The organism is Streptomyces sp. NPDC101393 (assembly GCF_044767385.1).
GTDB lineage: Bacteria > Actinomycetota > Actinomycetes > Streptomycetales > Streptomycetaceae > Streptomyces.
The window spans coordinates 166,591-184,790 of sequence record NZ_JBIWNU010000011.1; the positions used below are offsets into that span (position 1 = coordinate 166,591).

Below are 18,200 nucleotides of genomic sequence, written 5' to 3' on the forward strand. Positions count from 1 at the left end.
CCCACAGCCTGCCCCGGCCCGGCCGCCCCCGAACCGAGCTCCTGGAGAGCACCAGGCCCATCGGACCTCAGTCGGCAGGAACTGGTTACCAGGCCTGACGTCGCCACCCCGCGACATCACGCCGGGTCGCCGCGTCCGTCCCGTGGGCCGAAGGCTGCGAGAACGTCGGCATCGGTTGCGTGTGCTCGGAGGAAGTAGTCGGCCCACTGGGTGATTTCGGGGTAGGAGGAGTTCCGGGTGACGTCGGTGATCGCGGCCTCGATATCGAAGTGCGTGGTCCGCAGTGCGAGGCCGGGGCCCAGGAGCGCCCAGTGCGCTCCGGTCCGCCCGTAGGGCATGCCGACGCTGCCGGGGTTGATGACGAGTCGACCGTGGACGAGGCGGACGAACGGCATGTGGGTGTGGCCGAGGACCACCGTGCGGACGTCGGCATCCAGCCCACTGAAGACGTCGTGCCAGCGCTCCAGGCGGGAGTCCACCAAGACGACTTCCTCATCGTCCCGGGGAGTGGCGTGGCAGAACAGGACCCTCCCCATGCCTTCCAGGTCCAGGGAGAGCGATTGCGGCAAGCCGGCGAGGAGTTCGAGGTGATCGGTGCGCAGTTGCTCGGCGGCCCAAGGAGCGATCGGATCCGGGATGGTGTCGCGAAGGCCGCGACGGTATTCGAGAAGCTCACGGTCGGCGTTCCCGCTGACCCAGGCGACACGGTCTCCGAGCGCGGTCAACAGGTCCAGTACCTCGGCTGGTTGCGGGCCGGCGCTGATGTCGCCGGTGAGCACCACGCGGTCCGCGGCACGCACCTCCGGTTCGTCGAGCACTGCCTCCAGAGCGGGCAGGACCCCGTGAATGTCGGACAGGACAGCTACGCGCTTCAGCATGGTCACCACTGTGGGATGACGCCCGCGCGGAGGAGTAGTCGTTCGCTTCCCGCGTAGCCCGTGTGGGCCAACTCAACTGGGCCGGCGGGATCACCGATTTGCTGTTGTCGGACGCGGGGGTGGCGCCAGACCGATGCATCCATCCAACTGCGGTCTGGCGCCACTGGGTTCTGCGTGATGTTTCGCTTCAGCGGGTTCGTCTCAACGGTTTCGCTTCAGCCGATTTCGCTTCAGCGTGTATCGAGATCTTCGGTGGTTCCGGACGAGAAGAGCATCGCGGTGAACCACGCGTCCTTGTCCGGCCCTTCGGCAGGAATGATCAGGCGTCGCCTGACCCAGGGGTCCTGCTTTCCCGGCAGATCAATGACGGCTTCCGCCCAGATCCCCTCTTCGCTTTCGGAGAAGGTGAACTGGCGCAGTGTGGCTCCGTATTCGGCGAGCTCTTCGGGCAGCCCGTTGGATACATCCGAGTACACCTCGTCGAGATACTCGCGATGCTGCTCAATCTTCGTCATGCGTCTCAGCAGCCGCAGTTGTAGTAGAAGGCGGTGATGATGCCGACGGGACGGTGGTCCTTCGACCGCGAATCCACGCGCTCGGTGAAGGCGGTCTTCATGCCGTTGGCGTGGACGTTGCGGAAGGTGTGGCTCTGGAGAACGCAGGTGGTCTTCCCGCTCTTCTCCGTGCACTTGCCCTGGTCCAGCGTCTTGTCGATGTCTGCCTTCATGTTCGACCAGCTCGAAATCTGGTCGCCGTGGCCCTCCAGGATGTGCCGCTTTCCGAATCCGTCCTTGGGGCCCGCGTCCTTCTGTCCAATGCGGAGGGGAAGGTCTTCCCCGTCGGGCCCGAAGTGTGTGGAGTCAATCTTCCAGTCGATCGGATGGGGGTTGGCCGCCGCCTGGGCAGGTGCCGCGGTGGCTCCGAAGAGACATACCGCGGCGGCTGCCGTTGCCAGAGCTGCGCGTGAGGTCCGGAAAGAGAGCATGATTTTCCCCGAGAATCGCATGTCAACCTGTCGCCCGGTCATGGCGAAGGTCATTCATTGATCATCCTCGGCATGGAGCTGCGGGCAAGTCAAGGACGTCCTCAAAGTGGGCCATGAAAAAGAGAGTTGACGCGCCGTCCGTTGGGAGACGCCATGGGACCCACCTCAGGGCGCGCCAAGGCTTACCCACGCTGAGCGGTGAAGCGGGCCCGTCTCAGGTCGCGGAGCAACGCGATCTCGGCCATGTGGTGGATGAATTCGAGGTTGGCTCCCGACAGCACGTCGATGAAAGGGTCGTCGGGGTGGGAGCCGTACGGGTACTGCGAGAAGCCGACCGTGTCGAGCTGCTCGTCGGTGACAGCGGCGACGCTGTCCCGCCAGCGGTCGATCAGCGCCCAGAACCGGTCGAGCGCCAAGGCGGCGGAGGGGGTGAAGTCGACAAGGAGCTTCGGCTCCTGCCGCCGTTCACCGAAGGTCCACTCCCATCCGCCCGCGAAACCGAAGTGCAGGTGCCCCAGCCGCCACGCGATGGTCGTGACCGGCGCTTCGTCGGGTTCCGGCTCACCGGTGTGGGCGAGGATCTGCTCGACCCGTTCGACGCTCACGCTCCAGTCATCGGCGATCTTGGCGGCGGTCATGCCGCCGGCGGACTGCCGGGCCACCTCGGCGTACTCGCTAGCCGGGATGTCCGGGGCGCCCAAGTCGAGCACCCACTCGCCCGGCCCGAACGCCCTGGGCGTCGTCGCCTCGCCCCGGCGCCGGATCGACCAGCAACCGGGCACCGGCTCCCACAGGTACTCCTCGTCACTGAGCCCCGTCAGCCGCACCTGCGCCATCTCCCTGGCGTGGTCGAACTGGTCGAGCAGGAGGCCCAAACGGCCGGTCCGCGCACCCTCGGTCTCCATGACTGGCTCCCCTCGCGGTCGCGTCTCGTCTCTCACTGCGACGAGGCGGAGGCTAACGGCTCGTCCCCCGGGGCGCGACCGAATTCCTCGCCCATGAAGCACCCGTGAAGCTGAACCTCGACACGCGGCTCCTCATTCGGCGGCCAGGCACTCCCCCCTCAGGCACAGCTCATTCGCCACGCGCTCCCTCACTCACCGAGCGTCCGGCGAGCATCAACGACACGAGAGGCGTGACGGGTAGTCAGTCCGCCAGTCATCTCCGCGTGAGTGAGTGAGTGAGTGAGTGCACCCGCCTCGCATCGGACCGTGATTCCGCAGCTGGATGTTCACGACGAGCGGGCGTGACGCAGGCAGGACGCGACGACCACGAACGGCCACAGGGACTGAGCGGTCGTCAGGACGCGTTCAGCGACACCGGCGGCTCCGTGCCCCTGCAGCTCGATCAAGAAACTCGCCGCACCCAGCCCCATCAGCGCAGTCGCCGTGATCGACGCCGCGGGCCGCAGTGCCCACGGCGGGCCTTTGGCGCGGGTTGCGGCCAGGACCGGCCATACCGCCAGGAGCGTGAAGCCGACCCCCACCACGAAACCGTGCCGGAGGGAGCCACCGCTGGTGGGTTCCGGCGACAGGGCCACCACGATGGCCGCCAGGCCACCGGCCCCCAACGCCAGACGCCCGGCGAGTGAAGCTGCCCGCAGCCCCCAAGCGGTGACCAGATGACAGACACCGAGGGCGATCAGCGCGCCGTTCAGGACCCACTGTCCGCCGGCGCCGTCGGCCCCCAGCAGGCTGATGGTTTGCGTGACGGGCTCGTAGCCGGGCCCGTGGAGCTGCTCCGCGATCATCCAGGCACCGACCAGGACGACCGGAGCGCACCCCGACGACAACAAGGCCCACCAGGGAACAATCCACATCAAGACACCATAAACCACCTGCTCCTGCGTCCTCCCCTGCACACGCAGTGAGCGGCCACAAGGTCAGCTGTCGGCGGCGAGCCGCGGCCCGCCGCGTGCAGGGCGCGGCGGCGTGCCCGTCGTCCGTGAGATCGGCGACGGTCAGGCTGCGTGGACTGCCGGGACGCGGAGGCTCCCGTACCCCAACTCGTCGGCGGACAGCAGGCAGCGGGCCGCAGACGACGGAGATCTCGGGCACCCCGGACATCAGGGGTGTATCGCGGCCCCGCTCGTGGGGCGCCGGTTCGTGGCCGGTTCCCGGTCGCTAGACTTGCTAGGTACAAGCAATATGTTTATCGGGTGACCGGACGGAAGTATGGGGGAACACGTCGATGGGCGACGGCACAGCCCGTCCCTGTGAGCGGACGGGGCCGCAGATCACGGCCGCGTCGGGGCTGGACGAGGCGGCCGCGGGGCTGGGTACGGAGATCGTGCGCTTCGCGCGGCTGATAGCGGCGTGGAAGCAGCGCACCAAGAGGGACACCGGGGCGGCCGACCGGGTGTTGCTGGCCAGGCTCGTGGTGGGCGGTGACCGACGGGCGACCGATCTGGCCGCCGACGCGTTCCTGGATCTCTCGACGGTCAGCCGGCAGGTGCGCTCGCTCGTGGAGCGGGGTCTGGTGGCCCGGCGGCCGGATCCGGAGGACCGTCGCGGGACGCTGCTGACCGCCACCGCCGCGGGACGCGCCGCCTTCGCGAGCTACCGGCGTCAGCGCGACGCCGAACTGGCCGCCCTTCTGGAGCTGTGGCCGCCGCAGGACCGGGCCGATCTGATCCGGCTGCTGGGCCGGCTCAACGAGGACTTGGCAGAACAACACGCACGGCAGATCCCCGGGGGCGACCAGGGCGCCGCCGGGGAGCAGGGAGACACACACGTATGAGCGCATCCACGTCGCCGCCCGCGGCGGAATCCAAGGAGATAGCCGGGTCGGGCGGGCTGACACACCGCCAGATCCTCACCATCCTCAGCGGCCTGATGCTGGGGATGTTTCTTGCGGCCCTCGACCAGACCATCGTCAGCACCTCGATCCGCACCATCGCCGACGATCTGCACGGCCTGAGCGAGCAGGCGTGGGCCACCACGGCCTACCTGATCACCTCGACGATCGCCACGCCGCTGTACGGCAAGCTGTCCGACCTGCACGGCCGCAAGCCGTACTATCTCGCCGCGATCACCATCTTCGTGGCGGGGTCCGTGCTGTGCACCTTCTCCACCTCGATGACCGAGCTGGCCTCGTTCCGCGCGGTGCAGGGGCTGGGTGCCGGTGGTCTGATGTCGCTGGCGCTGGCGATCATCGGTGACATCGTCCCGCCGCGCGAACGTGCCCGCTATCAGGGCTACATGCTCGGTACGTTCGCCACCTCCAGCGTGGCCGGACCGCTGATCGGCGGTGCCCTGGCCGGCCAGGACCAGATCCTGGGCATCACCGGCTGGCGCTGGGTCTTCCTCGTCAACGTGCCGATCGGCATCATCGCGCTCTTCGTCGTCGCCAAGGTGCTCAACATTCCGCACACCCGGCGCGATCACCGCATCGACTGGTGGGGCGCGCTCACCATCGCCGTCGGTGTCGTGCCGCTGCTGCTCGTCGCGGAGCAGGGGCGCGAATGGGGCTGGGGCTCGACCGAGTCCATCGTCTGTTATGCCGTCGGCGCGGTCGGCGTCATCGCCTGGATCTTCGTCGAGCGGTGGATCGGCGATGACGCGCTCATCCCGATGCGGCTGTTCCGCAACGGCACCTTCAGCATGACGAGCCTGCTGTCCGTGCTGATCGGTATGGGCATGTTCGGCGGGATGCTGATGATCCCGCAGTACCTCCAGATCGTGAAGGGCGCCAGCCCCACCAAGTCGGGTCTGGAAATGCTGCCGTTGATGGCGGGCATGATGATCTCCTCCATCGCCTCGGGGCAGATCACCGCCAAGACCGGCCGCTACAAGATCTTCCCGATCATCGGCACCGCGCTGATGGTCGGCGCGATGCTGCTGTTCCACTTCCGTGTCCAGTGGGACACCCCGCTGTGGGAAACCATGATCTACATGCTCGTCTTCGGCCTCGGCCTGGGCGGTTGTATGCAGACTCTGGTGCTGGCGGTGCAGAACGCGGTGCCGCCGCGGGACATGGGTGTGGCGACCGCCTCCTCCACCTTCTTCCGGCAGATGGGTGCCACCGCCGGTACCGCGATCTTCCTGTCGGTGCTCTTCAGCACGGTCGGAGACAAGATCGGCTCGGCGTTCAAGGACGCCGCGAAGACCGAACGTTTCCAAGCGGCCCTGCACGATCCTTCGGTGCTGCACGACCCGGCGAGCAAGCCGGTGCTGAGCATGCTCAAGGGGTCCGGCGGCGGCAGCTCCTCCGGGGTGCTCAGCGACTCGTCCTTCATCCAGCAGCTCGACCCGCGGCTGGCCGAGCCCTTCAAGCGCGGCTTCGCCGATTCGATGCACACCGTCTTCCTGATGGGTGCGCTCGTCGTCGCGCTGGCCTTCCTGCTGGTGCTGTTCGTCAAGGAGGTGCCGCTGCGGCAGATCTCCGGTCTGCAGGCGCGTGAGCAGGCGGACGCGGAAGCGAAGGCGGACGCGGAAGCGAAGGCGGGGGCGGACGGCAGCGCGTCGGGTGCGGAGCGCGCCGACGTACCGGCCGCCGACGCCGCGGCCGGTGACACCGCTGCGCAGGCTCCCCTGGACGCGGTCCCGGTGGTCCCCGCCGGTGGGGTCCCGGGCGGCCCGGCGGTGCACGGATCCGTACGGGACGGCAACGGCAGTCCGGTGGCGCAGGCCGTGGTCACCCTGATCGATGTCGGCGGCCGGCAGCTCGGCCGGGCCTCGACCACCGCCGACGGCGGCTACGAGCTACCCGTTCCGGGCGCCGGCACCTATGTGCTGATCGGCTCCGCGGGTTCCCGGCAGCCGCAGGCGGCGACCGTCGTCGTGGCGGACGAGCCGGTGCGTTTCGAGCTGACGCTGAGCGGGTCGGCGGGGCTGTCCGGCGAGGTGCGCGAGGCCAAGGGCGATGATCCGGTGCCCGGCGCGCTGGTCGTGGCCACCGATGTGCGGGGCGAGGTCGTGGCCTCGGGACTGGCCGGCCAGGACGGCGGATTCAGCTTCGGCGAACTGGCCCCGGGCAGCTACACGCTGGCCGTCAGCGCCGAGAGCCACCGCCCCTCCGCCCTCCAGGTGGAGGTCGTCTCCGGCAGCCGTAACTGGTACGAGGTCCGGCTGCGGCACGGCGCGCGGGTGCGCGGTGTGGTCCGTGCGGCGAGCGGCGGTCCGGTCGAGGACGCCCGGGTGACCCTGCTCGACCCGGCCGGCAATGTCGTCGGCTCGGCCACCACCGGCCGTGACGGCGAGTACGTCTTCACCGACCTCGACGGCGGTGAGTTCACGGTGATCGCCAGCGGCTATCCGCCGGCCGCCCGACCGCTGCGTCTGGACGGCGCGGGGCACAACGGGTTCGACATCGAGCTCGGGCACGATCCGGTGAACTGACGGTTCCTGTGTGAGCAGCGGAGCGCCCGGCCGGGGATTCCCGGCCGGGCGCTCCGCTGTCGGCGGCCGGTGCGGGGAGGATCCCGGCGTCCGGACATCGCCGTGCGCACAGCACACCTCCCGCGTGAACACGCTGGCCATGTTGACTTCGCCCGCGCACACCGCCCGGCCGCCATGGTCACCTCGTCCACCGGGACCGCCGCCGCACCGGGACCGATACGGCGGCGGTCGTCGCGGCTCAGTCGTCCGAGAGCTTGAGGTTCGGTACGCGCCAGGCGGCGATCGCGACGGCGATCATGGTGACGACCGCGCCGGCGAGAAAGACGACCTGCATCGCGCTGACGTAGCCCTCCAGGAAGGGCCGCGCGAGCCGGGCGTCGAGGGTGTGCAGGAAGGCGGAGTCCTCCACGTTCACGGTGCCGTCCGGGGCCAGCACCCCCTTCAACGCGTCCGCGTTGCGGCCCTGTTGGGCGAGGTCGCGCAGCTGCGGCTGCTGGAGCACGGTGGCCAGTCGTTCGCTGATGCGTGAGCCGGCGAGGGAGAAGAGGACGGAGAGGAAGGCGGCGGCGCCGACGGTTCCGCCGTTGGAACGGAAGAAGTTCACCGCGGCGGTGGCGGCGCCCATGTCGCGACCGGGGACCTCCGACTGGGCCAGCGTGGTCATGGTCTGCATCGACGCGCCGAGCCCCGCGCCCATAAAGAGCATGCCGATGGAGACGTGCCACATGGGGCTGTCGGCGCGCAGGGTGGCGTACGCCAGCATGGCGGCCGTGATGCAGACGACGCCGGTCACCAGATGGACCTTGAAGTTGCCGGTGCGGGATATGAGGCGGCCGACGACCAGGGTGACCGCGACGTTCGCCGCCATGGTGGGCAGCATGGCGAACCCGGCGGTCATGGGGCTCATCCCCTGCACCAGCTGGAGGTAGAGCGGCAGCGTCGTCATGGCGCCGAACATGCCGATACCGACGAGGAAGTGGAGCACGGTGCCGAGCCGGAAGGATCGGGTGCGGAACAACCGGAGCGGCAGCAGCGCGGCCTCCCCCATCCGGCGTTCGACCAGGAAGAACACGACGAGCCCGACGGCTCCGACGGCGTACGTCGTCAGCGCGGGCGCCGAGCCCCAGCCCCAGCTGCGGCCCTGTTCGGCGACGGTCAGCAGGGGGACGACGCCGAGGGCGAGCGCGGCGGCGCCGCCGTAGTCGAGTCGGTGCCGCACGGGCTGGTGCGGTACGCGGCGCAGCACCCGCATGATGACGGTGAGGGCAATGGCCGCCATCGGCAGGTTGATCAGGAAGATCCATCGCCAGCCGTCGGTGCCCAGCAGGGTGGCGTGGCCCGCGAACACCCCGCCGACCACCGGCCCCACGATGCTGGATCCGGCGAACACGGCCATGAACCAGCCCTGGTAGCGGCCGCGTTCGCGAGGGGAGGTGATGTCGGCGATGATCGTCATGGCCAGCGACATCAGACCGCCTCCGCCCAGCCCCTGCACCGCCCGGAAGGCGGCCAGCTGGTGGATGGATCCGGCGAAGCCGCACAGCAACGACCCGGCGGCGAAGAAGAGGATCGCGACGAGGTAGATGATGCGGCGCCCGTAAATGTCGGACAGCTTGCCGTACAGCGGTGTGGCGATGGTGCCGGTGACCAGGTACGCGGTGGTCACCCACGCCTGCGCGGTCAGGCCGTGCAGGTCGTCGGCGATGGTGCGGAGCGCCGAGGAGACCACGGTCTGGTCGAGCGCGCCGAGGAACATGCCGAGCATCAGACCGGACAGCACCACGGTGATCTGCCGGTGGGTGAGCCGGGCGGTGCGGCCGGTGTCGGCGGGTGGGGTGGCCGCTGGCTCGCGTGCGAGCGCGTCCGATGACGTCACGTCGGTTCCTTGGGTTGCTGGGGTGAGCGCTTGGCCGTCCGTCCGGTCCCGGCTCCGAGAGACGGGGGATGCAGGCGCGCCGCTCAACACCCTTACTGGATACGGGTGTTGAGCGGCACAACGCGCGACGTCGGGCCGGGAGGGCGGACGAGAGCCCCCGGCCCCGGAGGCCGGAGCCGCGGTTACGGTCCGGCCCCCGAGCGGTCCGGGGAGCGGGTTCAGCCCGCCAGTTTCTCCAGATCGGTGACGGCGCTCTCGACCTCGGGAAGGGCCAGCATCGCCAGCCGGGCCCGGCGCGTCCGCGCATGGATGGCGGTGTCGGCGAGCACGTCACGGCACACGGCGGCGATGCCCTCGGGGGAACGGTCGGTGATCTGCCGGCCGAGGCCCAGCTCCTGGGTCCGACGCGCGTTCAGGAACTGGTCGCCGAACTGCGGCAGCACGGCCGTGGGCGTGGCGGTACGCAGCGACTCGCGCACGCTGTTGAAGCCGCCGTGGGTGAGGAAGACGTCGACGGCCTCCAGCAGGATGGGCTGCGGGAGCCGCTCGGTGAGGTGGACGTGCGGCGGCAGTCCGGTGCCGTCGACCGGCATGCCGGCGGTCGCGACGACGACGGTGCAGTCATCGAGCTCTGCCGCGGCCTCGGTGATCGTCTTCAGCGTCTCGGTGGGGTCGGGGGCGTGCACGGGCAACTTGGCGGACGGGCCGCCGCCCGCCATCCGCTTGTGCATCTCGGGAAGCGCGGTCCCCATCGCCGCGAACACCAGGGGCCGGTCGGTGGGCAACTCGGCCACCCACCGCGGGAGTACGGAGGTGCGTTCCACGTTGACCGTCTGCCGGTACGCCAGGGCGCCGGGCAGGTGGTGGGCGTAGGAGAAGGCCGGGGGTACGTAGTCGATGCGTCCGTGCGCGGCGATCGCCAGGGGATCGTCGATGACGGGCAGCGAGAGTTCCCCGCGCAGGGTGTTGAGTCCTTCCACGGTGTACGCGGGGTCGAGGGTGTTGCTGGCGCCGGACGGCGTCGGCAGCTGGGGTATGCCGAGCTTCTCGGCCATCAGGACGGTGCCGAGGTCCATACCGTCGCGGAGCGCGAGGTCGGGGCGGAAGTCCTCCGCCACGGGGAAGAGCACGTCCAGCAGCTTCCTGGCCAGCGGGCCGGAGAGGATCTCCGCCATGAGGCGCTGCATCAGCTCGTGACGCTGCCCGTCGTCGAGGTCGGTGCGCTCCATGAGTTCGGCCATGCCGGTCCCGAAGGTGCTGGGAGTGAAGTCCGGCAAGGACGGCAGGACGCGGACGTCGTCGTGCTGGAACACCGCGGCGAGGCTCGGGGTGGTGACGACAAGGACGTCGTGCCCGGCGGCGGCGAGCGCCCGGAGTACGGGCAGTTGGGCGCGCCCGTGCGAGGGGCTGCCGATGGTGGTGCACAGAACCCGCATGAGGGGACCTTCCTGTTCGGTCATCGAGGGTGGAGGTGGTACGGCGGGTCGCGTCACGTACGGCGTGAGGCGACTCCGAGGGGAGGCGGGGGCGTAGCGGCGGGTGAGCCGGTCAGCCCCGGTCAGCCGGTCAGCCGGTCATGCTGAGGGTGCGGCCTATGCCCTGCCAGGCCAGTCCGGCGGCAGCGAGCCGGCCGGGGTCGAGGAAGTTGCGGAAGTCGTAGACGACGGGGCTGTGCAGTTGCCGCGCGATGGCGTTCCAGTCCAGGTCGTGGAACTGGGGCCACTCGGTGAGGACGACGCACCCGGCCGCACCCGTGGCGGCCTCCGCCGGATCGTCGACGAGCGTGAGCAGGTCGCTGAGGTCGGGCCGGGTTTCACAGAGGGCCGGGTCGTAGGCGTACAACTCGGCTCCCCGTTCGCGCAGTTGGCGGGCCAGGGCGAGGGCCGGGGAGTCCCGCAGGTCGGAGGTGCCCGCCTTGAAGGCGAGGCCGAGCAGGGCGAGGCGCACTCCGCGCAGTGATCCGTCCGGGCCGGCGCAGCCCGCCGCGACGCGCTCGACGAGCTGCCGCTGGTGCTCGACATTGGTCTCGATGGTGGCGCGCAGCAGCGGGAACTCCACGCCCGCCTGCTCGCAGACGGTCAGCAGCGCGTGGGTGTCCTTGGGCAGGCAGGAGCCGCCCCAGCCGGGTCCTGCCTGGAGGAACGCGCCGCCGATACGGGGGTCGTGGCCGATGCCGACGGTGACGGCTTCGATGTCGGCGTCGAGGCGTTCGCACACGGTGGCCAGGTTGTTGGCGAAGGACAGCTTCATCGCGAGGAAGAAGTTCGCCGCGTACTTGGTGAGTTCGGCGCTGGCGGTGTCGGTGCGCACCACCGGCGCGTCGAGCGCGGCGTAGAGTCCGGCGACCCGCTCCGCGGCGTCCGGGTCGTCGGCGCCGATCACGATGCGGTCGGGGTGCAGGAAGTCGTGGACGGCGCGGCCTTCACGGAGGAACTCCGGGTTGCTGACGACGGCGGTGTCCGGGCGGCCGAGCAGCTCCGCGACCCGCTCGGCGGTGCCGACGGGCACGGTGGACTTGTTCACCACCGCGCAGCCCGGCAGCAGTACGGAGTGGATCTCGGCGGCGACGGACTCCACGGCGGCCAGGTCCGCCGCGCCTCCGGCGCCCATGGGAGTGGGCAGGCACAGGAAGACGGTGTCCGCGTCCGCGGCGGCTTCGGCGCTGTCCTGGACGAAGCGCAGCCGTCCCGAGTCGAGCCCTTCCGCGACGAGTTCGGGCAGTCCGGGTTCCAGGATGTCGACCTGGGCCTGCCGGAGCCGTCCGACCTTGTGCGGGTCGGCGTCCGCACAGACGACGTGGTGGCCGAGGGACGCCAGACAGGCGCCGGTGGTCAGTCCGACGTAGCCGGTTCCGATGACGGCGACGTTTCTTGCGGGCACAGGCGATCACCAATCCTGCCGTGGGGGCCCTGGGCGGGCGGCCCCCGGGGGCGGGCCCGCTGCGGGGCCCCGCGCCACGGGGGTGTGCGGGGGGACCGGCAGGTGCCGGTCCCCGGTACTGCGGTGTCGCGGCACGGGCGCCGCGGCATCGACGGGTGCGGCCGGACAGCATCGTCCGACCAGGGAACATGGGAGCGATCATTCGAATGGCCGCCCGCCTCACCGAACATAAGCCACCCTCCCGAGGGTTGGTCAACGATTGATGACAACGATCGATGACTTCCGGACAGCGTCCGAACACAGGACGATGAGCCGTTGGACACGAACCGAGCAGAGGTGCGACAGGTGAAGCCGTCAGCAGAGCAGGAAGAGACCGCCATGCATCCCCAACGAGCCCGCGAGCACGGCTCGGCGAGCACCCGCTCCGCCCTGGTCGAAGCCGCGGCGGTGCGGTTCGGCAGGTACGGGTACGACGGCGCCAGCGTCCGGGACATCGCCCGGGACGCGGGCGTGGACGCCGCGCTCGTCTACCGCTACTTCGGATCCAAGGACGCCTTGTTTCAGCTGGTGTCGACCAACATCGCGCTGTTCGACCCCCTGTTGGAGATCCCGCTGGAGGAGGTTCCCGCCTGGATCTGCGACTTCGCCACCCGTGGCCCCAAGGACGACGAGGTGCCGCACCCGGTGCTGTCCGTGCTGCGCTCGTCGAGCCGCGGGGAGGCGGTCGACCGCTTCCGCGACGAGGTCGCCGAAGTGTTCACCGAGCGCTTCGCGGCGCGCCTGGAGGGGCCCGACGCGCAGGTGCGGGCGGAGTTGCTGGCGGCATGGCTGCTCGGGACCAGCCTGCTGTGCAAGGCGTTCCGCACCCCCGCTCTCGACACCGCTTCCGAGGACACGCTGCGCGCACATCTGCACACCGGCATCGCCGCCCTGCTCCGTGTCGCCCCCTCCCCCGGCGGTGGGGCGTGCTGCTGCGGCATCCCGCCCGCCGGAACCTGCTGACCTTGTCCAGCCGGCCGGCCGGCCGTCGCGGACTGGCCGAAAGGCGATGGGCGGGGACGCCGGGACGCGGGTGGAAGTGGGTCCCTGCTGCGGTGCGAGAGGGACTGGACGCGCAGCGGTTCCCCGTCCCTCGATCAGTGGCCTCGCGTCGGTCAGTTCGTCCCCCCGGCCGTGCAGCACGCACGCCCGTGCCCGTAGCGGTCCTCCCCCATGGGCGACCCCCTGTGCGTACCGCTCGGCCGTGGTCAGTCCCGGCGTTCGGGAATCGCGACGCCGGACGGTGCGTCGCTGCGTCCGTAGTGGTGGGTGGTGAGCATGTAGATGAGTCCCGTCACGACCACCAGCCCGCCGCACAGCAGCACGATGTAGTTGTCGTACCAGGGATCTTCCGGCGTGCGGGCCCAGGCGATGTTGATGATGGCGAAGATGCCGTAGGCCAGCGCACCGGCGTTGACCAGCAATCCCCATCTGCCCAGGACGAATTCACCGGCGGGCTTCCAGCCCTTGAGGCGGGCGCGGAGCGCGGCCAGAACCACCATCTGGAACGATCCGTAGATGCCGAGGATGGCGAAGGACACGATTTTGGTCAGGGCGTCGGCGGACACGAGGGAGCCGAAGGCGATCAGTGCGGGGATGACCGCCGCCGTCAGCAGCGCGTAGCCGGGGACCGCGCGGGCATGCGAGAACCTGCGGAGCAGCTGGTGGCCGACGATCATCTTGTCGCGGGCGTAGGAGTAGATCAGCCGGCCGGCGGCGGCCTGCAGGCTGATGGTGCAGGACAGGAACGAGATGAGCACCACGCCCATGACGAGCCGTGCCCCCACCTCGCCCATCGCGTCGTACAGCAGGTTCACGACGGGGTCGGTGTCCTCCCCGGCGATCACCGCCCGGTAGTCGGTCACGGACAGGAGCAGTGACAGGCAGGTGAAGGTGGCTGCCGCGCCTCCGACGTAGATGGTGCGGCGCATCGCCTTGGGGATGACCCGGCCGGGGTGCGCGACCTCTTCGGCTGTGTCGCCGCACGCCTCGAATCCGTAGTACTGGTAGAAGCCGATGATGGCGGCGGCGAGAAACGCGGGCGCGTAGGAACCGTCGCCCTGGGTCCCGTAGGTGTCGAAGATGACGCCCAGGTTGTGTTCGCGGTGGGTGACCAGCAAATAGATGCCCACGATGAGGGCGCCGATGAGCTCCGCACTGAAACCGATCATGGCGGCCCAGGAAAGGGCTTTCGTGCCCGCGTAGTTGATCAGGACCGCGACGATGATGAGCGCGACCGTGCACAGCACCGTGGTGTGCACGGTGGGTTCGAAGCCGATCAGGATGGCGATGTAGGGACCGGCACCGTAGGCGACGCTGGTGATGGTGACCAGCAGTGCCCACATGTAGACCCAGCCGGTCATCCACGCCCAGCGTTTGCCCCACAGTCGGCGTGCCCACGGATAGACGCCGCCCGCGATGGGGTACTGCGCGACCACCTCGCCGAAGACGAGCGCGACCAGGAACTGACCGGCTCCTGCCATGACGAACGCCCAGATCATCGGCGGGCCGCCGGTCGCCAGTGCCGTGGCGAAGAGGGTGTAGGTGCTGACCACCGGGGAGAGGTAGGTGAAGCCGAGGGCGAAGTTGGCCCACGGCCCCATGTCCTTGCGGAACTCGGAGCCCTGCTCGGGCTCGGCGCCTGCGGCCCCCTCCGCGGCGGGGGCGGTTGAGCCCGTCATCGGAGGTCCGCGCCGTGTCCGCCGCCGGACCGCCGCGGTCCGCCGGGTGTCCTCACCGTCGGACGATCGGGGACATCCACGGCGTTCACCTCACGGGGATTCACGGCCCGGCCCCGAAGCGCGGCCGGCTCATCGCCTCCATACATCTCGGTTGTCGTCCCCTCCACATCAGCGATCCGCGCACCGGCCGGACACCGGAGCGAGCGCCATCCTCGCGCTCCGTACCGCTCCTTCTCGCGGTACGCACCGGGCCCTTACCCACCCGGGAGCGAACATCACACGGGCGGACCAAGGAGGAGCTGCCGCCCGTCTCCGCGGCCCCGCCGCTTCACACCAGTAGGTCAGTGAGAGCGGGCTCGGGCGCACGCTTCGGGCGTGGAAAAGAACATGACGGGAGGTCAGGCCCTGTCGTGGCCGGGTGGGTTCCCCCCGGTGCGGTCGCCGGTCAGGCGGCCCAGTACTCCTGCTCGGGTCGTCCGGTGGCTCCGTAGCGGAGGTTCATCCGGAGCAGACCCGAGGCGACCAGTCCCGCGAGGTAGCGTTGCGCGGTGGCGCGGGAGACCCCGATCAGCTCGCCGACCTCTCCCGCCGACATCGGTGTCCCGGAGTTCCGTACGGACGACAGGACCGCCCCGCCCGTCACGGTGCGCGAGGCAGCAGAGCGGCTCGAACGGTTTCCCGGCCGGGTGCCCGCGGTGCCCCGCAACGCGGCGAGCGCACTCTCCCGCATTCCCTGATCGACCGTCTCCACATCGGTCAGCTGCCCGAACCGGGCATAGCACCGCAGTTCTCCGCCAGGAGATCCGGCGGGAACGGTTTGATCAGATAGGCCGGCGCTCCCGCGGACACCGCGCGGCGCACCGCCGCGCCCTCGGCGGCGCGGAGCACGGTCCCGGCCGGGCGGGAGTTCCTCGCGCGCCTACGGCGCTGTGTGCCGCAGGCGCAGTTGCATCCAGCAGGAGAGCCGGTCGTCGGGGTGCTTCAGGTCCAGGCCGAAGAGTTCGCGGGCCCGCCGCAGCCGGTACTTGAGCGTGTTCTGATGCACCGTCAACTGCCGGGCCGCCTCGCCGACGTTGCCCACCGCATCCAGCCAGGCGGTGACGCTGGCGGCGTAGTGGGTGCCGCGGTCCCGGTCGTGGGCGAGCATCGCGTCGATGCCCGGGTGCCGCAATCGCGGGTGGCGGGCGAGCTCGTCGGCGAGATGCGCCAGCAGCACCCGGGCGTGCACATCGGCGAGGGCGGCCACCGGGGGCGCGTCAGGGTCGGCGGTGATCACCCGCAGGACGTCGTCCACCTCGGCGCGCAGGCCCGGCAGCTCCGCGGCGTCCGCGGCGGGTCGGGAGATCGCGGCGTACAACGCGGCGGCAGGCGGGCGGGAAACCGCCGCCAGGCTCTGCTCGGCGAGGCGCAGCAGAGCGGCGGGGGTCTCCCCCGAGAGCAGCACGTACGTGGCGCGTGGGCCGGTGGCGACGGACGCGGCAGGTCGTAGGGCGGCCCAGTGCCGGCCGAGTGCCGCTCCGGCACGGGCCAGCAGCGGTGCCGGGTCCGGGTGGTCGGCGGCGGGGGCGTAGCCGAGCAGGGTGAGCCCGGTCCCCGGGGGCAGGCCGAGGCGGTAGGCGGTCTCCTCGGCGTCGGCCGCGCCGTCCAGCGCGGCCCGCAGGGACTGCTCCCTTGCGTGCAGCTCCAGGGCCGCCGCACTGCGGCGGCGCAGCATGTGCAGCGCGGCGGTGCGGGCGCCGTCCAGCAGCGCCCGCTCTCCGGCTTCGTCCAGCGGGGCCTCGTTCTCGATCGCCCAGACGGTGCCCAGCGGCATGTCTCCGGCGAGTACGGCTGCGGCGGCACGCGGGAGCTCGTCCTCGGCGAGGCCGGGGAGCCGGACCACGCCCGGGGCGGTCAGCACCCGCCGGTACTGCGCCTCCTGCTCGTGCAGGTCGGGGACCCGGCGCTCCAGGATGCCGCGGCGGCGCAGCTCGTCGATCCGCTGGCCGGGGAGGGTGGAGTAGGCGACGACCCGGTGTTCCAGGTCCTCGATGGCGACGGAGCCGCCGATGACGGCAGCCATGGCGTCCGCGAGCGCGAACAGCTCCTCGCCGGTCTTCGGCGGATCCGACAGGTTCATGGCCGGATTCTAGGCGGCTGCGACAAAGGCATCCGAGGTGCGGGCCCGGAGCATGGTGCGCAGCCTCCGCACCAGGCCGGAGTACCACCGCAGCGCAGGGAGCACCGATGACCGTCCAGGCCACGCCGCAGGAGCTGCTCGGGCTCTTTCCGCCGGGCAGCTCCGTTGACGCCGACGGAGGCCTGGTGGTCGGAGGCTGCCCGGTCGGCGAGCTGGCCGAGCGCTTCGGCACCCCGGCGCTGCTCGTCGACGAGGTGTCGCTGCGGGCTCGGGCCCGGCGGTACGCGGACGGCCTCGCGGCACGCTGGCCGAACTCGCGGGTGGCGTTCGCCTCCAAGGCCTTCCCCTGCACGGCGGTCTACCGGCTGCTGGTGGAGGAGGGCCTGAGCATCGACGTCGCGAGCGCCGGCGAGCTGACCCTGGCCCTGGCCGGGGGCGCGGACCCGGCGTCCCTCGTGCTGCACGGAAACGCGAAGACCGAGGCCGAGCTGCGGATGGCGGTACGGGCCGGTGCCGGGCTGATCGTGGTCGACAACTTCGACGACATCGACCGGCTGGAGCGCATCGTCCCCGAGGTGCGCGGTGCGGGGGGCGAGCAGGCAGTTCTGGTCCGGGTCACCCCCGGGATCCGTCCGGACACCCACGCGGCCGTCTCCACCGGCCAGGAGGGGTCCAAGTTCGGCCTGACCGTCCCGCAGGCCAAGGAGGCGATCGCCCGGCTGCGCGGCAGTGACCGCCTTCGGCTGGAGGGGGTTCACGTCCACATCGGTTCGCAGATCCTGGACGCCGAGCCGTTCGGCCGGGCTGTGGAAGCGGCGGCCGGACTCGGCTCGTTCGCGGTGTACGACCTGGGCGGCGGCCTCGGCGCCCGCTACACCTACGACGACCGTCCGCCGAGCATCGAGGAGTACCTGGACACCCTGGTGGGCGCGGCCCGCCGGATGCTGCCGGGCGACGCGGAGATCGTCATCGAGCCCGGCCGGTCCCTGGTCGCCGAGTCCGGGGTGTCGCTCTACCGGGTGGTGACGGTCAAGCAGGGCGAGCCGGTCTTCGCCGCGGTGGACGGCGGCATGGGCGACAACTTGGAGGTCTCGCTCTACCAGCAGCGCTTCGAGGCCACCGTGGCCACGCGGTTCGGCGGCGGCACCCCGCACCATCTGGTCGGCCGGCACTGCGAGTCCGGCGATGTGCTCAGCACGGCGGTACCGCTGCGCGACCCGCGGCCGGGCGACCTGGTCGCCGTGCCCGTCACCGGCGCGTACACCTTCTCCCTCAGCAACAACTACAACGGCGCGCTGCGCCCGCCGGTGGTCTTCGTCCGCGACGGCGAGGCCCGCGCGGTGGTCCGCCGTGAAACGTACGACGACCTTCGCCGCCGCGACCTGCCCTGACCGGGCCCCTCC

At 70.6% G+C, this 18,200-nt stretch carries 15 protein-coding genes; 4 read left to right on the plus strand and 11 right to left on the minus strand.

Annotated features, from left to right (window positions below; genetic code table 11):
* Positions 1 to 116 precede the first annotated feature (116 nt).
* The 5 genes from ACIRQ7_RS31350 to ACIRQ7_RS31370 all read right to left on the minus strand — a co-directional run bounded on the left by ACIRQ7_RS31350 (position 117) and on the right by ACIRQ7_RS31370 (position 3,682).
* Positions 117 to 878, minus strand: coding sequence for a metallophosphoesterase family protein (locus tag ACIRQ7_RS31350; protein WP_404265993.1), 762 nt, complete (start codon positions 876 to 878; stop codon positions 117 to 119).
* 230 nt (positions 879 to 1,108) lie between these two features.
* Positions 1,109 to 1,393: a hypothetical protein gene (locus ACIRQ7_RS31355; RefSeq protein ID WP_404265994.1), complete on the minus strand. Its 285-nt coding sequence runs from the start codon at positions 1,391 to 1,393 to the stop codon at positions 1,109 to 1,111.
* 5 nt (positions 1,394 to 1,398) lie between these two features.
* Entirely contained in the window at positions 1,399 to 1,917 is a 519-nt protein-coding gene (locus ACIRQ7_RS31360; RefSeq protein ID WP_404265995.1) for a hypothetical protein, read from the minus strand.
* A 128-nt stretch (positions 1,918 to 2,045) separates the two neighbouring features.
* Entirely contained in the window at positions 2,046 to 2,768 is a 723-nt protein-coding gene (locus tag ACIRQ7_RS31365) for a DinB family protein (protein WP_404265996.1), read from the minus strand.
* 326 nt (positions 2,769 to 3,094) lie between these two features.
* Positions 3,095 to 3,682, minus strand: coding sequence for a DUF998 domain-containing protein (locus ACIRQ7_RS31370; RefSeq protein ID WP_404265997.1), 588 nt, complete (start codon positions 3,680 to 3,682; stop codon positions 3,095 to 3,097).
* A gap of 371 nt (positions 3,683 to 4,053) precedes the next feature.
* Here ACIRQ7_RS31370 and ACIRQ7_RS31375 point away from each other — a divergent pair, with 371 nt between their 5' ends.
* Both ACIRQ7_RS31375 and ACIRQ7_RS31380 read left to right on the plus strand, forming a co-directional pair.
* The gene (locus ACIRQ7_RS31375) at positions 4,054 to 4,602 is read left to right on the plus strand and encodes a MarR family winged helix-turn-helix transcriptional regulator (RefSeq protein ID WP_404265998.1); all 549 of its coding nucleotides are present in this window, start codon (positions 4,054 to 4,056) and stop codon (positions 4,600 to 4,602) included.
* Positions 4,599 to 7,202, plus strand: a complete 2,604-nt coding sequence (locus ACIRQ7_RS31380) for an MFS transporter (RefSeq protein ID WP_404265999.1) — start codon at positions 4,599 to 4,601, stop codon at positions 7,200 to 7,202. Before ACIRQ7_RS31375 ends, ACIRQ7_RS31380 begins: the two co-directional genes overlap by 4 nt.
* 238 nt (positions 7,203 to 7,440) lie before the next feature.
* On the opposite strand, the gene ACIRQ7_RS31385 is transcribed toward ACIRQ7_RS31380, so the two are convergent.
* From ACIRQ7_RS31385 to ACIRQ7_RS31395, 3 genes are all read right to left on the minus strand, one after another.
* The gene (locus tag ACIRQ7_RS31385) at positions 7,441 to 9,078 is read right to left on the minus strand and encodes an MDR family MFS transporter (protein ID WP_404266000.1); all 1,638 of its coding nucleotides are present in this window, start codon (positions 9,076 to 9,078) and stop codon (positions 7,441 to 7,443) included.
* 218 nt (positions 9,079 to 9,296) lie between these two features.
* On the minus strand, positions 9,297 to 10,514 hold the full coding sequence (locus tag ACIRQ7_RS31390) for a glycosyltransferase (protein WP_404266001.1): 1,218 nt from the start codon (positions 10,512 to 10,514) through the stop codon (positions 9,297 to 9,299).
* Positions 10,515 to 10,644: 130 nt separating this feature from the next.
* Positions 10,645 to 11,958 carry a UDP-glucose dehydrogenase family protein gene (locus tag ACIRQ7_RS31395; protein WP_404266002.1) on the minus strand — a complete coding sequence of 438 codons (1,314 nt, stop codon included), beginning with the start codon at positions 11,956 to 11,958 and terminating at the stop codon, positions 10,645 to 10,647.
* 378 nt (positions 11,959 to 12,336) lie between these two features.
* On the opposite strand from ACIRQ7_RS31395, the gene ACIRQ7_RS31400 reads away from it, so the two are divergent.
* Complete coding sequence (locus tag ACIRQ7_RS31400) at positions 12,337 to 12,960, plus strand: TetR/AcrR family transcriptional regulator (RefSeq protein WP_404266003.1); 624 nt, start codon at positions 12,337 to 12,339, stop codon at positions 12,958 to 12,960.
* Between the two features lie 245 nt (positions 12,961 to 13,205).
* Here the strand turns inward: ACIRQ7_RS31400 and ACIRQ7_RS31405 are convergent, their stop codons facing one another.
* The 3 genes from ACIRQ7_RS31405 to ACIRQ7_RS31415 form a co-directional block, all read right to left on the minus strand.
* Complete coding sequence (locus tag ACIRQ7_RS31405; protein ID WP_404266004.1) at positions 13,206 to 14,678, minus strand: APC family permease; 1,473 nt, start codon at positions 14,676 to 14,678, stop codon at positions 13,206 to 13,208.
* Positions 14,679 to 15,123: 445 nt separating this feature from the next.
* Positions 15,124 to 15,408, minus strand: a complete 285-nt coding sequence (locus ACIRQ7_RS31410) for a helix-turn-helix domain-containing protein (RefSeq protein WP_404266005.1) — start codon at positions 15,406 to 15,408, stop codon at positions 15,124 to 15,126.
* Positions 15,409 to 15,597: 189 nt separating this feature from the next.
* On the minus strand, positions 15,598 to 16,797 hold the full coding sequence (locus tag ACIRQ7_RS31415) for a PucR family transcriptional regulator (protein WP_404266006.1): 1,200 nt from the start codon (positions 16,795 to 16,797) through the stop codon (positions 15,598 to 15,600).
* A gap of 107 nt (positions 16,798 to 16,904) precedes the next feature.
* Between ACIRQ7_RS31415 and lysA the strand changes: the two genes are divergently transcribed.
* A complete protein-coding gene (gene lysA / locus ACIRQ7_RS31420) occupies positions 16,905 to 18,188 on the plus strand; it encodes a diaminopimelate decarboxylase (RefSeq protein ID WP_404266007.1) in 1,284 nt (427 codons plus the stop codon).
* Positions 18,189 to 18,200: the final 12 nt, after the last annotated feature.

Coding starts and splice junctions, on each gene's coding strand:
- ACIRQ7_RS31350 (WP_404265993.1), bottom strand. CDS start 878: ATGCTGAAGCGCGTAGCTGTCCTGTCCGACATTCACGGGGTCCTGCCC.
- ACIRQ7_RS31355 (WP_404265994.1), bottom strand. CDS start 1,393: ATGACGAAGATTGAGCAGCATCGCGAGTATCTCGACGAGGTGTACTCG.
- ACIRQ7_RS31360 (WP_404265995.1), bottom strand. CDS start 1,917: ATGACCTTCGCCATGACCGGGCGACAGGTTGACATGCGATTCTCGGGG.
- ACIRQ7_RS31365 (WP_404265996.1), bottom strand. CDS start 2,768: ATGGAGACCGAGGGTGCGCGGACCGGCCGTTTGGGCCTCCTGCTCGAC.
- ACIRQ7_RS31370 (WP_404265997.1), bottom strand. CDS start 3,682: ATGTGGATTGTTCCCTGGTGGGCCTTGTTGTCGTCGGGGTGCGCTCCG.
- ACIRQ7_RS31375 (WP_404265998.1), top strand. CDS start 4,054: ATGGGCGACGGCACAGCCCGTCCCTGTGAGCGGACGGGGCCGCAGATC.
- ACIRQ7_RS31380 (WP_404265999.1), top strand. CDS start 4,599: ATGAGCGCATCCACGTCGCCGCCCGCGGCGGAATCCAAGGAGATAGCC.
- ACIRQ7_RS31390 (WP_404266001.1), bottom strand. CDS start 10,514: ATGCGGGTTCTGTGCACCACCATCGGCAGCCCCTCGCACGGGCGCGCC.
- ACIRQ7_RS31400 (WP_404266003.1), top strand. CDS start 12,337: ATGCATCCCCAACGAGCCCGCGAGCACGGCTCGGCGAGCACCCGCTCC.
- ACIRQ7_RS31405 (WP_404266004.1), bottom strand. CDS start 14,678: ATGACGGGCTCAACCGCCCCCGCCGCGGAGGGGGCCGCAGGCGCCGAG.
- ACIRQ7_RS31410 (WP_404266005.1), bottom strand. CDS start 15,408: ATGCGGGAGAGTGCGCTCGCCGCGTTGCGGGGCACCGCGGGCACCCGG.
- ACIRQ7_RS31415 (WP_404266006.1), bottom strand. CDS start 16,797: ATGAACCTGTCGGATCCGCCGAAGACCGGCGAGGAGCTGTTCGCGCTC.
- lysA (WP_404266007.1), top strand. CDS start 16,905: ATGACCGTCCAGGCCACGCCGCAGGAGCTGCTCGGGCTCTTTCCGCCG.